10 protein-coding genes are annotated in these 14,835 nt (G+C 68.0%); 6 read left to right on the top strand and 4 right to left on the bottom strand.

Annotation, left to right across the window (positions count from 1 at the left end; genetic code table 11):
* Positions 1-57: 57 nt before the first annotated feature.
* The 3 genes from L6Q96_19265 to L6Q96_19275 all read right to left on the bottom strand — a co-directional run bounded on the left by L6Q96_19265 (position 58) and on the right by L6Q96_19275 (position 4,895).
* A complete protein-coding gene (locus tag L6Q96_19265; GenBank protein MCK6556693.1) occupies positions 58-2,640 on the bottom strand; it encodes a PQQ-binding-like beta-propeller repeat protein in 2,583 nt (860 codons plus the stop codon).
* A 93-nt stretch (positions 2,641-2,733) separates the two neighbouring features.
* On the bottom strand, positions 2,734-4,041 hold the full coding sequence (locus L6Q96_19270; GenBank protein MCK6556694.1) for a hypothetical protein: 1,308 nt from the start codon (positions 4,039-4,041) through the stop codon (positions 2,734-2,736).
* The gene (locus tag L6Q96_19275; protein MCK6556695.1) at positions 4,038-4,895 is read right to left on the bottom strand and encodes an SMP-30/gluconolactonase/LRE family protein; all 858 of its coding nucleotides are present in this window, start codon (positions 4,893-4,895) and stop codon (positions 4,038-4,040) included. The genes L6Q96_19270 and L6Q96_19275 overlap by 4 nt, the downstream gene beginning before the upstream one ends.
* A gap of 156 nt (positions 4,896-5,051) precedes the next feature.
* On the opposite strand from L6Q96_19275, the gene L6Q96_19280 reads away from it, so the two are divergent.
* Positions 5,052-5,705 carry a GNAT family N-acetyltransferase gene (locus tag L6Q96_19280; GenBank protein MCK6556696.1) on the top strand — a complete coding sequence of 218 codons (654 nt, stop codon included), beginning with the start codon at positions 5,052-5,054 and terminating at the stop codon, positions 5,703-5,705.
* Between the two features lie 53 nt (positions 5,706-5,758).
* On the opposite strand, the gene L6Q96_19285 is transcribed toward L6Q96_19280, so the two are convergent.
* Positions 5,759-7,909, bottom strand: coding sequence for a dockerin type I repeat-containing protein (locus tag L6Q96_19285; protein ID MCK6556697.1), 2,151 nt, complete (start codon positions 7,907-7,909; stop codon positions 5,759-5,761).
* Between the two features lie 189 nt (positions 7,910-8,098).
* Here L6Q96_19285 and L6Q96_19290 point away from each other — a divergent pair, with 189 nt between their 5' ends.
* The 5 genes from L6Q96_19290 (at position 8,099) to L6Q96_19310 (ending at position 14,565) form a co-directional block, all read left to right on the top strand.
* Positions 8,099-9,310, top strand: coding sequence for an acyl-CoA dehydrogenase family protein (locus L6Q96_19290; protein MCK6556698.1), 1,212 nt, complete (start codon positions 8,099-8,101; stop codon positions 9,308-9,310).
* A gap of 745 nt (positions 9,311-10,055) precedes the next feature.
* Positions 10,056-11,288 (top strand): thiolase family protein, encoded by a 1,233-nt coding sequence (locus tag L6Q96_19295; protein MCK6556699.1) that lies wholly within the window; start codon positions 10,056-10,058, stop codon positions 11,286-11,288.
* Positions 11,289-11,315: 27 nt separating this feature from the next.
* A complete protein-coding gene (locus L6Q96_19300) occupies positions 11,316-12,932 on the top strand; it encodes an AMP-binding protein (protein MCK6556700.1) in 1,617 nt (538 codons plus the stop codon).
* Positions 12,929-13,615, top strand: a complete 687-nt coding sequence (locus L6Q96_19305; protein ID MCK6556701.1) for a TetR/AcrR family transcriptional regulator — start codon at positions 12,929-12,931, stop codon at positions 13,613-13,615. Before L6Q96_19300 ends, L6Q96_19305 begins: the two co-directional genes overlap by 4 nt.
* A 17-nt stretch (positions 13,616-13,632) precedes the next feature.
* The gene (locus L6Q96_19310) at positions 13,633-14,565 is read left to right on the top strand and encodes a 2-phospho-L-lactate transferase CofD family protein (protein MCK6556702.1); all 933 of its coding nucleotides are present in this window, start codon (positions 13,633-13,635) and stop codon (positions 14,563-14,565) included.
* Positions 14,566-14,835: the final 270 nt, after the last annotated feature.

The raw sequence follows: 14,835 nt of genomic DNA on the forward strand, positions 1-14,835 counted from the left end.
GTCGTCGTTGCCGATCTCCCTCGCCGGTTGCCCGCCCGCTTCTCCCGTGCGCCGGCCTTAAAACACCAACTCCGCCAGCGGCGTGACGTCCAGCATCAGGTAGGCGCACCATCGATCCGTGCCGGCGCTTACCGATGGCGGCAGCCCGAGTTCGACCGAAACCCGGCCCGGTTCGCGCTTGACCTCGGTGGCCGTGTTGTAGCGCAGGGGCGCAGGCTCGTTGCCCTGCGTGTCGACGACCGCAATGCCCGGCACGACGGTGTTGAGCGAACTCTCGTGCCCGGCCCGCGCCGCGATCTCGGCGACGATGGCGTGCGAGGCCGGCTGGTAACGGAAACTCCGCACCTCGAGCGCCGCGGTATCGAGTGGCCGGTCGGCGCGCGCCCGAAAACTCCCGATTCCGCGGAACCAGCCGTCGTCGCCCACGAGACCCCACGGGCCGTGCATCTCGCGCCGCAACATCTGCACGCCCAACGGAACGACCCGGGCAAGGAACCGGACGAGCAGCGGGAGCGACTGCGCGGCGGTGGCGGAATCCGGCACCCAGCGGCGCACCAGATCGGTCATGCGCGCCAGCGCGCGCGCGCCGCGCGCCAAGCCTCCCGAACCCCCGGCGAGCTTACGGAAACGCCCGGCGACGTCCAACTCGGCAATCAACGAGCTGCCGCGGCACGGACCTTCGGCGCCTTCCCAGGTGCCGGAGAGTCGCAGCGTATCGAGCGGCGCCGGAAAAGCCGTCAGCTCGAAGGCGCAGTCGCGCGCCGTCAAAACGAGCCGGCCGCTCTCGTAGGTGCCGCCGAAGGCGTAGAAGAGATGGCGCGCCATCGCTACCTGCACCGCCTCTCCGTCTGCCGCGAAGCCGAACTTTTCCACGCCCCAGGCCGCAACCCTGCCGCTCGCCTCGTCCGCACGCACGATGCGCACCTGCATGGTGAGACTGGCTATGCCGATCTGGTCGAACGACGGAACGATGGGCGGGTCATAGACCGACATGTGCGTGACCCGGAACGGCAGGTCGGGAAGCGCGCCGATCGACGGCGCATCGACCGCCGGCAGGAAACGAATCGGTACGCGCGCCGTCACCGTTGCCGCGCTCTGCCCGCCGATCCGACCGCGCGCCCGTACCGTCACGGCCTCCTCCGCGGCCGGCGCCGCGCCTTCGGGAACGACATTCATCTGCGTCCCGCCCGGTTGCAGGGTGATCCGGAACGGCCGCGGCGGATCGATCAATACCTCGACGTCTTGCGGGTCGAGCCGCGCCGGGACCGTCTGCCCGTTCAGCCGCGCAAGGAGGCGCAGACTCAGCGGTTGCGAAGGCTCGGCGACCACCGGCTCCGCGGCGGCGTCCGTCGGCTCCGCGGACATCGACCCGCCGGGGGCGACGGAGTAGAGAAACAGGCCCGCTTCCGGATAGCCGTCGCGCGGGTTGTGGTCGAGCAGCGGATCGTCCGGATCGCTCATGTAGTGACGGAAGGGTACGTAAACGACCTTGCCGCTGGCGGTGGCCGCTGCCAGGCCCGAACGACCGAGGGCAATCGAGGCGTTGATGTTCGGCGAGTCGAGGACGTTTCCTTCCGACACCGTGCGCAGGGACCAGCGGCGGCGCCCATCGGGATCGACGCAGTAAAGGATGCCGTTGCCGCTGCCGAAGTAGACGAGGTACGGAGCGCGATTCTCCGGATCGGGGCCGATCGCCGCCGAGGAACGAATCGCATCGCCGGTGTAGAAGGACCAAACGACCCGCCCGCGTGCCGTATCGATCGCGTACAGGCAGCAGTCGGAAGAGCCGATGTAGAGAACCCCGTCTTCGGCCAGTGCCGGCGAGGCGTAGATCGGCCCGGCCGTGGCGGTCCGCCACCTCACCCGGCCGGACCCGCCGTCGAGCGCGTAGACGTGGCCGTCGAAGCTTCCGAAGAAGATGATCCCGGCGTCGTCGATCGCCGGCGAGGACACCACGAAGTTGCCGGTGTTGGTGCGCCAGCGGACACCGCCGGTTTCGCGATCGAACAGGTAGCAGTTGCGATCGAACGATAGGACGCACACCGACCCGTCGGGGCCGAACGCCGGTGCCGCCCAGATGTGCAGCCCGGTCAGGTACGCCCAGCGCACGCCCTTGCCCGCCTCGATAGCGTAGAAGTTGAAATCGTCGTTCCCCGCGTAGAGCAGGCCGTTCGGCCCCAGCACGACGTTGCCTTCCCACCAGAAGATCGTGCTGGGTGTGAAGTGCCCGCGGTTCTCGAACAGGTTGAGACGCCAGCGCTCCTCGCCGTCGGGGCCGAGGCCGTAAAGGCCGGCGTCGCACGACACGAAATACACGGTGCCGTCGCGCGCGATGCAGCCGGCGCTATCGATGCACTCGCCGGTCTCGAAGCTCCAGCGTTGCGTGCCGGTCACCGGATCGAAGGCGTAGAACCGCTTGTCGGCCGAACCGACGTAAACGGTCTCATCGGCGCCGATGACCGGGGTGCTGAAGATGGCGTTGCCTGTGGTCCAGCAGCGGATCGGTGGGGCCGCCTCGGCCGCTACCCCGGCGTGGAGCAGCGGCGACCGTCCCGTGTTGCGCACGTCCGCGCGCATACACGGCCACGGCGATCCATCCTGATACGGCGAGTCGGTGTCCATGCGGTGTTGGGTCGGCATTCCACATCCTTATGTCTGCGCAGCAACACACAAAACCGGGGTCGACGCCATGCCGGTCAGGCGGCGGAAGCGGAAGGCAGCCGGCCGGCGAAATCACCCGCCACGCAGTGCCCGGGCACGGTCGTCGGTGCCGCGAATTCGAGCGAGCCACCACTCCAGCGAGTAGCGATAGTCGAGGCGTTCCCAGTTGATCAAAATGATGTGCCACAGCAGTACGTTGCCGACGGCGAAGGCGAGCACGAACCCCACCGTGGCGTTCCAGCCGGCAAATAGAGTGTCGATGCCGACGCGCAGCGCCATGCCGAGGATTCCCTCCAGCATGAAGATGGTCAGACTCAGTCGCCCGAAACGGAGCAGCGGACGCAGGGCGGCCGGACGCCACGGCTTCCGCCGGGACTCCGCGCCGGGGTCGAGCAGCGCCAGCAAGCCGACCAGCACCAGGGAGAATACGCCGAGCAGGGCGTAGCCCAGCGCGGCGAAGTAGAGCGGCGACTGCCCCCAGACGTGTTCGCGCTCCGCCAGCACGATGCCCCCGGCTGCGAGCAACCCGAGGCCGCCCACGAGCACGAGCAGCAAGCCGCTCCGCCCAAGGTGCCGATAGAGAGCGGCGCGCGGTTCGCCGCGCACCAGGGCCACGCCGGCAATGGCGCCGAGCAGGCCGTAAGCGAAGAACGGAAAGACGGGGTTCGGGTCGTTGATCAGCAGCGCCATCGGCACTGCCGCCGCGATCGCCGCTCCTCGCTGCGCGACCAGCTTCGTCATCGGCTCGAACAGCAGCGCACGCAGTGCGGGTGTGGCGAGCAGGACGCCGGCCGCGAGCAGAAACAGATAGCGCTGCACGCCGTCGTCGTCGCGCGGCGGCATGCGGCGATAGAACCAGCGCAGCGCAGCAGACACGAGAAGCACGTTGGCGCCGATCATCCACAGAGCGCTGGCGAACACCCAGTTTTCGGGGTGGATGCGCGGGAAGAACCCGTAATAGATGAACCCCGGCACGAGCGTGACCCTGAGGGTCGGGTCGTTCGGGTCCTCGGTGACCGCCGAGTTGCCGACCACCAGCGTCCATACCCAGTGCAACACGAAGAGAATGGCGAACGTCTGCACGGCCCCGGCCATCAGCGACCGCGGATAGTGCCACGGCCGGCCGTCCACCAGCGGTTGCCGGTGCAAGCGGCGCATCGTGGCCGTGGCGTTGGCGGCTCCCGACACGACACCGAACAGGCCCGCCCAGAGGAGCAGAAAGCCGAACGCCACCAGCCACGGCGGCGGCGACTTCAGCGCCTCGCCCAGCGACGCGAGGTGGAACGCGCCGTTGTGCAGGAAGACCATGGCGCCGATGGCCATGCCGCGCAGGACATCGAAGGTAACGACGCGGTCGGCTTGTTCGGGCGGAGCGCTCATACGCCGGCGGACAGATTCAACTCGACAACGGCGCCGGTGAACGGCGGCACGTTCGCATGGAAGGCGGTGACGTAAAGGGTCGGTTCGGCTTCTCCCCAGGCGACATTGGTCGGGTAACGGAACGGCAGATCGACGACGGCTTCGAGCCGTGCGTCCCGGCCGAGGATCAGCAGTCGGGCGGCGCCGAACTGCGCCACCACGAGTCGGCCCGAGCGCGAACAGGCGAGTCCGTCGGGTCCGAGCAAAGGTTCGTCGGGAGGGTCTGCGGCAAGGGCGTGCAAATCGGCGTATATGCGTCGTCCGCGGAGCGCACCGTCGGGCTGCACGTCGAAGGCGAGGACGCGGTTGCGGAAGTGCTCGCTCACGAACAGCGTCGTACCGTCGAATCCGAGAGCGATGCCGTTTGCGTAATGGATGTCGGCGGCCAGCATGCGCGTGTCGCCGCCGGGCCGGTGCCGGAAGACACCGCCGGCGACGGGTGCGGCGCGATCGAAGACGCCGGCCGCGGTGAAGTAGAGCGCACCGGCGTCATCGAAGACCAGGTCGTTGGGTGCAGAGAGCGGGCGGCCCGCGGAATCCGACCGAACCGTCTCGTGGAGGAGGCCGTTACGAGCGATGCGGGCGATGCAGTTGCTGTCGGAGCCGGTGACCCAGATCGCGCCATCGGGTCCGCAGACCACGGCGGCGGGGCCGAAGCCCGGTTGCTGCCATACGGTGCGCGCCGCGCCTTCGACGAGGTCGATCAAGCCGACGGCGTGCCGCGCGTACTCGACGAAATAGAGGCGGCCCGCGTCCCACGTCGGGCCTTCGGGGTAAGACAGCGGTTCGTGCAGCACGCGCAGCGTGGGAGTCATGCGATCTCCGGTACTCGACGTTCCATAGCAATCGACGCCGCTGCGAAGCCAGCACCGACGCGGCGCCCTGGCGCCCGGCGTTCAGCCTGCTCCGCGGTGCACACGTTTGTGGAAGAGACTTGTGTCCCGGCGCGCACGTGGATAGCTCTGGCTCCCATGGATCTCGGACCCGTTATCCTGACCGGTCGTTTCGTCCGCCTCGAACCGCTGTCGATCGAGCACGTCGGGGCGCTTGCGGAAATCGGTATCGACGAGTCGATCTGGCGATGGAACCCGGCCGGGGCGGTGCGCAGCGCGGACGACATGAGACAGTACGTGGATCACGCCCTGCAGCAGCGTGCCGACGGTCTGGCATTGCCGTTTGCGACGATCCATCTCGGTGACCGGCGCCCGGTCGGCAGTACCCGGTTTGCGGCCTTCGATCGGGAGCACCGCCGTGTCGAGATCGGGTATACGTGGATCGCGCCGCCGTGGCAGCGCAGTGTCGTGAACACCGAGGCGAAGTATCTGATGTTGCAGTATGCGTTCGAGACCTGGGGCTGCATCCGGGTCGAGTTCAAGACCGATTCGCTGAACGAGAAATCCCGCGCCGCGCTGGCGCGTATCGGCGCGGTCGAGGAAGGAACGTTGCGCAACCACATGCGAACTCACGGCGGGCGGATTCGACACTCGGTCTACTTCAGCATTACCGACGACGAGTGGCCGAGCGTGAAAACCGCATTGGCGGCGAAAATCGCCGGTACCTCCGCAACCGCGCCTCCGCCACCCGCGAGCCGGCGATCGGGGCCCCGCGTTCCCCCCTTGCCCTGAACTACGAAGCGGCTCAGATCCTAAATCTTCTTCGAGATGTAAGCGGCGGGTCGTTACCCGGTCGGAATCGGAATCGGAATCGGGATCGCTATCGACATCGGAATCGAATTTCGCCGCGGATCGAAATCGATTCCGATACCGACCCCGACTCCGATCGGTCGCGACCAGGTACCGGGCGGAGGCGGGGGTGGATTCACGAGATCGGCCGCAGGCCGTTGCGTGCGCGTGAATCGTGAGGGCTGAACTACGGTATGGATTGGGTGGCGGACGGCGGCTGACGGCTGCCAGTTGCCGGTGCAGTCGCCGAACCGCACCGCGGTGAAGTCCTGACCGGCCGCCGCTCCGACCAGAGGGCGGTACGCGATTGCGCCCGCCTGGCAGGCACCGCCGCTCGGAACCGGGTAGACGATCTGCTGGTTGGCGGCGGCCGCCGGCGCCGGCACGAAGACCGCATCGGAGCCGCACGCCACGGCCACCGGCAGCCGCTCAATCAGCCCGACGCGGAACTGCAAGATCCGCGCGGCGTCCAACGCGCTGAGCGTGCCGTCGCCGGTGACGTCGCAGGCCAGACGCTGCATGGCATCGAACGCCCGCAGGCCGACAACGGCCTGCAAAACATACGCGGCGTCGAGCGCACTCACCGCGCCATCGTCGGCCGCCGCTTGCAGTTCCGGCTGCACCTGCCAGTCCGTCGAGGTCAACGCGACGAAGGAGAACGCTCCGTCGGCGCCGGTTTGTGCCGCCGCCGTGACCGCACCCGCGAGCCGCAGCGTGGTTGCGGGCACCGGCAGGCCGTTGCCGTAGTACGTGACGCGCCCGCCGATGCTGCCCGTGGACACCGTCGGCGTGGGCGTCGGGGTCGGTGTCGGCGTGCGTGTCACGGTGGCGGTGGGCGTCTCCGATCCGGCCCACAGGTCGATGACGTACGCATCGCCGAGCCCGAGACCGTCGCCGTCCCCGTAGCAGCCCGCTTCCGTGCCCCAGTCGGACGCGAAAACCACGTAGCGGCCGGTGCGCGAGATGCTCGCCCGCGGCTGCACCCAGTAGCCGCAACTGCTGGAACGGTGGTGCGCCAGTCGCAGTACGCTGCCGCCGGTGTACTGGAGAAACAGCTCGCCTTCGAAAGCGCTCCAGCCGTTACCGGTGTCGAAACCGGCGGTCACCAGGCACACGCCGTACGGACCGCGACACGAGATGTGCTCGGCGTTGCCCCAGTCGAGGATCTGTACGTAGGCGGGCGGACTGGCGGTCGCCGTGCCCGGCAGGGCGCGGACGCCGATCGAGAGGCTGCCGCTCCAATGGTACAGCTCGAAGGTCATGAAGATCTCCGTGTCGCCGTCGAGCTCGACGCCGAGATCGCCGTGCTGGTGCCCGTCGTAGACGCGGCCCACGAAGGCCCCGGTCCGGATATCGAACGTCTCGAGACCGCTGCAGCGGGTGGTGCCGTCGCGTGGCCACTGCACGGCAATGTACCGGCCGAGCGGCGAGGCGGAGAGCCAGTCCGGCTCGAGTTCCCCCCAGGTCGGATCCGGGCTGCACGGCCCGGCGTAGAGCGCCGGGACGGACAGCTCCGCCCCGAGGGTCAGGTCCTGCAGATCGAGCGCCACGATCGCCTCGCTGCCGTCGTTGCGAACGAGCAAGGCCGCCAGCCAGCGCCCGTCGCGGGACAACTCGTCGAACGACTGGTTGACGCGCACGCGCGAGTAAATCGAGGGGAACGTGAACAGGGTGGTCGTCTGCCGCGTCGCGACGTCGGTGCGCTGCACGCGCACCGTCGTGTCGGCGTTGCTGTCGAAGTGGACGAGCGCATGCGGGCTGGTCGCGAGCCAGCGCGGGGCGTTCCACTCCGACGTGTCGAGGCCGTCGACCGCGCTGAAGTCCGCAACGCGGCGCACCACGTAGCCCGTGCTGCCCGTCAGGAGCAGATAGGTATCGTCCGTAGAGAACGCCTGTAACTGGGAATACGTCTGGGTTTCGAAGCCGCCGCCGCTGCTGGCGGCGGAAACCCGCCGCAGCGTCGTGCCGAACACCGGATCGACGAACGCGATTCCCGGTGGCTGGACGGCCAGCGGAGCCGGTGTCACCACGACGACCGGGTCGGGCAAACCCGCGGCCCCCGCCGCCGTCACGCCCATTACGGCCGACAGCGCCACTAAAGTGACCCTCGCGGCCCACCCGCCGCCGGGCAATTTCGCGCGTGGCATGCGCTTTCCCTCGTTCACGTATCTCAGGTCAGCAACCCGGATGCCACCCGGAACCCGAGCAGACCTCCTAATCGATGCTCGACCTGCCCATGAAAAATGACGCCCGCGTCAGGGAATAATTGACGTAGGTGTCATTTTCCTTTAGCCAGTTCGGGTTTGTATCGAGTTCAGTTTTCCGGAGGCAGCACGATGGGTTTGACCGACATCGAGATCGGCTTGAGCGAGGTAGAGATTTCGATCCGCGATACGGTGCACAAGTTTGCCGAAGAGGTGATGCGTCCGGCCGGGCGCGCGCTGGATCGGCTGAGCAGTCCCGCCGAGGTGATTGCGCGCGGTTCGATCCTCTGGAACGTCTTCGAGAAGTACCGCGCACTCAATCTGCGCGAAATCGACGAGGACCCGGACATGATCGGTACGCCGATGCTCGCGCGTATCCATGCCATGATCGGCGAGGAGCTCGGGTGGGGCGATGCGGGGCTGGCGATCAGTCTGGGCGTGTCGGGTTTCCCGGGGATGTTTGCGCGCATGCTGGCGCGCGAGGATCTGATCGAGCGTTTCGCCAATCCGAAGCGTCCGGAGATCGGTTGCTGGGCGATCACCGAGCCGAACCACGGCAGCGACGTACTGGCCTTCAATCAGCCGTTTTTCGAGAGTCCGTCGGCGCGGGCCGACTGCATTGCCACCCGCGACGGCGACCATTACGTGATCCGGGGCCAGAAGGCGGCATGGGTGTCGAACGGCTCGATCGCCACGGTGGCGACCTTGTTCTGCACGCTCGATCCGACGCACGGGCTGCGCGACGGCGGGGTTGCGCTGGTGCCGCTCGACCTGCCGGGAGTATCGCGTGGGGCGCCGCTGGACAAACTCGGTCAGCGCGCGCTCAATCAGGGCGAGATCTTCTTCGACGACGTGCGCCTGCCGGCCGAGTACATGGTGGTCGGTTCCGACGGCTACCAGTTCGTCGTCGAGCGTGTGCTGACGATGGCGAACGCGGCGATGGGGACGACTTTCGTCGGTCTGGCGCAGGCGGCGCTCGAGCATGCGCTCGAGTATGCGCGCGGGCGTGTGCAGGGCGGGGTGCCGATCTCGCGGCACCAGGCGGTCAAGATGAAGCTCTTCAAGATGTTCCAGGCGACCGAGGCGGCGCGGGCGCTGGCCCGCCGTGTAGCGCTCTACAACGGGACGCGGATGGACGGACTTCTCGAGTACTCGATCGCGTCGAAGACGTTCTGCACGCAGACGGCGTTCGACGTTGCCCACACCGCCGTGCAGATCTTCGGTGGCAACGGCCTGAGCCGCGAGTACCCGGTGGAGAAGCTGCTGCGCGACGCGCGGGCGTCGCTGATCGAAGACGGGTGCAACGACGTCCTCGGCCTGGTGGCCGCCGACAAGCTATGTTGAGGCATCCTTCGAGACGCCGCCGGAAGACGGCGGCTCCTCAGGACAGGCCCTTCGAGACGCCGCGATATGAGGAAACTGAACTACTATCGCCGAATTTCCGCGCGACGCGCGACGATTTCGTCCGTCATGCCGGCGGAAGAGACTGTCGATGAACTCCCGTTCACCCTTCGACGAGCTCAGGGTGAGCGGGGGAAACCCGATGAAATCAATTTCACCAGCGCTCACCCTTCGACGAGCCTGGCGCGGGCTGGCGCCCGCAACCCAAAGCGAACAACCAGCCCGTTCGCCCCGAGTAGGAGCCCTTCTCCCGGGCTCCGTATCGAGGGGCGCGCCCCTGCCGAGCCTGTCCCTCGATACGCGCCAGAAGAAGGCGCTACTCGGGACGAACGGGAAGGCACTGCCGCTCCATGGCCTGAAGATTTCTTCGCGCCGTGCGCAGACTTCCGGCGATAGTAGTTCAGGGTGAGCGGGGGAAACCCGATGAAATCAATTCCACCACCGCTCAGGCTGAGCTTGTCGAAGCCGGGTTTGGCCGTTTATCGACAGACTCGGAAGCCGCCATCCAGATGCAAAGAAACGAGGAATTGGGACGGGATTCCGGCTTTCGCCGGAATGACAGAATACGTCACGGTAATTGCGGCGGGCAGTACTGAGCAAACCGATTCGAGGATAATGGGCACGGCGTATTGCCCCCGACGTCGCGTCGGGGGTGCGGCGCCGTCACTAGCGCAAGGAGGTCAAGATCATGCGTCAGAACGCCATCGTCGCCGGGGTCGGCATGACCCGCTTCGGCAAGTTTCTGGAAACCGGCCTCAAGGCCATCGGTGCGGAGGCGGTGCAGGCCGCCGTCGCCGACGCCGGTATCGCACTGGGCGACATCGAGGCGGCGTACGTCGGTAACGCCGCGGCCGGGCTGGTCACCGGACAGGAGTGCATCCGCGGTCAGGTGATCCTGCGCTCGGTCGGTCTGGGCCGCATCCCGGTGGTCAATGTCGAGAACGCCTGCGCCAGCGGCTCGACGGCGTTCCACCAGGCGGCCGCCATGGTAACTGCCGGTGCCTACGACGTCGTGCTCGTTCTCGGCGTCGAGAAGCTTTACAGCGAAGACCGCAAGAAGAGCTTCAGCGCCTTCTCGGGCGCGGTCGACGTCGAGTTCATGCAGGCGATCATGGCGAGCCTGCAGGCGAGTGCCGCCAAAGACGGCGCCAGCACAGGAGCTTCCGGCGCCGGCGAGAAGCGGTCGATGTTCATGGACATCTACGCCGCGGTGGCGCGCATGCACATGGAACGTTACGGCACCACGGTCGAGCAGTTCGCGATGGTGTCCGCGAAAAACTCTTTCCACGGCCATCTCAATCCGCGGGCGCAGTTCCGCGAGGAACTGACCGTGGAGCAGGTGCTGGCGGCGCCGATGATTGCCGAGCCGCTGACCCGGCCGATGTGCTCGCCGATCGGCGACGGGGCGGCGGCGGTTGTCCTCGTCAGTGAAGCCAGGGCCAGGGCGCTCGGGATCGCGAAGCCGGTACGCGTGGTGTCGACCGTGCTGCGTTCGGGCTGGGACCACGACCCGAGCGAGGACGGCGCCGGTGAGGTGTGCGCGCGCGAGGCCTACGAGGATGCCGGCGTCGGACCGGGCGATCTGAGCCTCGTCGAGCTGCACGACGCTTCGGCGCCGGGCGAGGTCCTCGCTTACGAGTATCTCGGTCTGTGCCCGAAAGGCGCGGGCGGCCGGCTCGTCGCCGACGGGGTGACCCGGCTCGGCGGCCGGCAGCCGGTGAACACCTCGGGCGGGTTGCTGCGCAAGGGGCATCCGGTGGGGGCGACCGGCGCGGCGCAGATCGTCGAGCTTACCGAGCAGTTGCAGGGACGCGCTGGCGCCCGGCAGGTGTCCGGGGCGCGCATCGGCTTGGCGCAAAACGGCGGCGGCAACATCGGCATCGACGTCGCGGCGATGTGCGTCTCAATCCTCAAGATCTGAGCGGCGGCGGCGGCGAGGAACGCAGCGATGAATCTCCCGATGATCCTGGCCGGCATCGTCCGCGAAAAGGCGCAGACGATGCCGGATCATCCCGTGCTCACATTCGAGCACCTCAGCCTCGACAACGAGGCGACGCCCGACGAGGTGCGTACGTATGCGCAGCTATCCGCCAACGCCGATCGCATCGCCGCGGCGCTGGTCGGTTACGGCATGGCGCCGGGCGACCGTTTCGGCCTGATGATGCGGAACCACCCGGAATACGTCGAGACGATGATTGCCGCGTCGATCGCCGCCGCGGTGATGGTGCCACTCGACCCGCGCATGCGCGGCGAGAAGCTCGCGTACATGCTCGCCAACTCCGGCTCCCGGGGCATTGTGTGCGCGGACTACTGTCTGCCCGAGGTGCTGGCGATCCGCGATCGCTGCCCGCAGCTATCCTGGGTGCTGGCGCTCGAAACCGGCGAGGGCGCAGACGTCGGCGTGGTCGAGCGCACGCCCCGTGTCGACGCGATGCGGGCGGTGCTGGCGCGGCCGGCCGCACCGATGGATCTCAGGCTGGTCACCGGCGCGGAGCCGTTGCAGATCATCTACACGTCGGGGACCACCGGCGATCCGAAAGGCGTGGTGTTTCCGAACGACCGCTTCGGGGCGATGGCGATGCTCGGCATGATCGCCGGCTACAACCAGACCGATCGCCCGTACACGGGGCTGTCGCTGACGCACGGGAACGCTCAGGCGGTGACTCTGGCGCCGAGCCTGCTCATGGGGCTGCGCGCGGTGTTCAGCCGGAAGTTCACCAAGTCGCGCCTGTGGGACGTGTGTCGCCGGCACGGGTGCACGGTGTTTTCGCTGCTCGGGGGGATGGCCACGGCGATTTACAGCGAGCCGCCGCGGCCCGACGATGCCGACAATCCGGTGCGCTTCGTGACCAGTGCCGGCATGCCGGCGGGAATCTGGGCCGCGTTCGAGAAGCGCTTCAATATCCAGATCTTCGAATGGTACGCGGCGGTCGAGGGTGGCCTCGCCTTCAAGCCGATCGGTGAGGGGCCGGTCGGTTCGTTCGGTAAGCCGCCCCCCGGCATGGACATGAAGATCCTCGACGACAACGACGTCGAGTGTCCGCCGGGCGCGCTCGGCGAGATCTGCTCGCGGCCGGCGGGCGCCAGCGCCAGTGTGGAGTACTACGGCAACAAGGAAGCCTCGGAGGCGAAGACGCGCGGCGGCTGGCTGCGCAGCGGCGACATCGGGCATACCGACGCTGACGGCTGGTTCTACTTCGACTTCCGCAAAGGCGGCGGCATCCGCCACAACGGCGACTTCGTGAATGCCGGTTTCGTCGAGAAGGCGGTGGCGGAGCATGCGTCGGTGACCGACGTCTTCGTTTACGGGGTCAAGGCGGCGTCCGGGGCGCCGGGAGAAAAAGACGTCGTCGCCGCGATCGTCCCGGTGGACGCGCGGCGCTTCGATCCGGCAGCCGTGTTCGCCCATTGTCGCCGCACGTTGGAACCCAACTTCGTGCCTTCGTATCTGCAGGTGGTGCCGGAGATTCCCAAGACGGCGTCGGAGAAGCCGCAGGAGCGCTTCCTCCTGGATGCGTTTGCCCCCGACGCCGCCGGGGTGTTTACGGAGAAGCGGTCTGGATGAACGTACCCGTCGGGCGAAATCCGGACATGTCCGGCGCGCCGGGCCGGGCGGCGGACGGATCGCCGACCGCCGAGCTCGGCAAGCGCGAGCGGAACGCGCGGCGCAATCGAGCCGCGATTCTGGACGCCGCCCGCGCGGTCTTCGCGGAGATCGGCTACGGCGCGGCCACCGTGCGCGACATCGTGCGGCGCACCGATCTGGCGGCGGGGACCTTTTACAACTACTTCCCCGACAAGGAGTCGGTGCTGCGCGAGATCTTCGCGGACTTCACGCGGCGGCTGCGGGCGCACGTGCACGAGACCCGCATGGGCGCGCGCAATCTCGAAGACCTCCTGCGCTCGTCGTTCCTCAGTTGCTTCCGCCTTTACGCGGAAGAGGCCGATCTGGTGGCGACGATTACCCGCAACGCGGCGGAGCTGCAGTTACGCACGTCGGCGCCGCTGCTCGAACCGGCCATTGCGGAACTGATCGAAGATCTGCGTGCCAAGGAGCGCGAGGGCATCGTTCCGCACCTCGACAACGAGCGCATCGCCCGGGTGGCCGTTGCCATGGCGGTCGAGCTCGGCCTGGACATGCTCTCGCGGGAGCCGGTAGACATCCACGGCACGGCGGAGTTTGCGACGCTGTTCATGCTCGGCGGCATCGAGCGGATAAAGGCCGGTTCCCGGTCGGCGCCGGCGTGAGCGGCGATGGCCCGCGCATGCGGATTACCATCCTGTGCGGCGGTCTCGGGGGTGCGCGGCTCGCGCTGGCGTTGCGGGCGGCCGGCCGCGACGGCGAGGCGACGTTCGTCACCAACGTCGGCGACGATTGGGAGGTCAACGGGCTGCTGGTGTGTCCGGATACCGACGCGGTGCTGTATGCGCTGGCGGGGATCTTCGACGAGGAGCGCGGTTGGGGGATACGCGGCGATCGGTTCGATGAGCCGCCGCTCGGCGGGTTGACCTGGTTTCATGTCGGAGCACGCGATCGCGTTCAGCATCGGCGGCGGACGGAATTGTTGCGAGCCGGCGCATCGCTCACGCAGGTAACGGCGACCCTTGCGGGCGAGCTTGGCGTGCGGGCGTGCGTCCTGCCCGCGACCGACGCGCCCGTTCGCACGCGCATACGGACCCCGGCGGGGGTGCTCGCATGGCAGGAGTGGCTGGTGCGCGAGGAGGCGCGTCCGCCGGTCGAGGCAGTGACTTTCGCAGGTATCGAGGTGGCGCAGCCGACGGACGCCGTCCTGAGGGCGATCCACGAGGCCGATCTGGCGGTGTTGGCGGCCTCGAGTCCGGTGGCGTCGCTGGCACCGATTCTGGGGCTTGCTGGGGTTACGGAGGCGATCCGTGCCCGCCGTTTGCCGACGGTGGCGATCAGTCCTGTGGTGCGCCGGCTGCCGGCGGTGGCGGCGCGCGATCGGCGCCGCGCGGCGGCCCGGGCGGCGCTGCTGGCGTCGCGGGGGATGGCGCACGATCCGGTCGGCATCGCCGCCCTCTATGCCGATCTGGCCGACGCCTACGTGCTCGACGACGCCGACGCCGCGGACGCTGCCGCGGTAAGGGACCTCGGATTACGGGTGGTAGTTGCGCCGACCCTGGATCCATCCGCGGGCCCGCGTCTGTTGGCCGCCCTCGCCCGCGAATTGACGTAACGCATCAATATACCCCGCCCGCCATCGGTAGAAGGCCTGGCCCGCGCACATTGCCGAATTGGTGGAACGCGCGCTCCGCGCGCGTTGAGTCAGTCGATGTACCCCACGCCCCGCGCGCGTTCGCCATCGAAAACGCGGCCACGGCACGGCCACAGCACCCCGCCACGGACTCGGGTCCCTCTCCCAGCGGGAGAGGTCAGGTGAGGGAATGAGATCGAACGAGGCATGAGCGCCACGACAGCACCCCGCAACGGAGTCAGGTCCCTCGCC

The organism is Candidatus Binatia bacterium (genome assembly GCA_023150935.1).
Taxonomy (GTDB): domain Bacteria; phylum Desulfobacterota; class Binatia; order HRBIN30; family HRBIN30; genus JAKLJW01.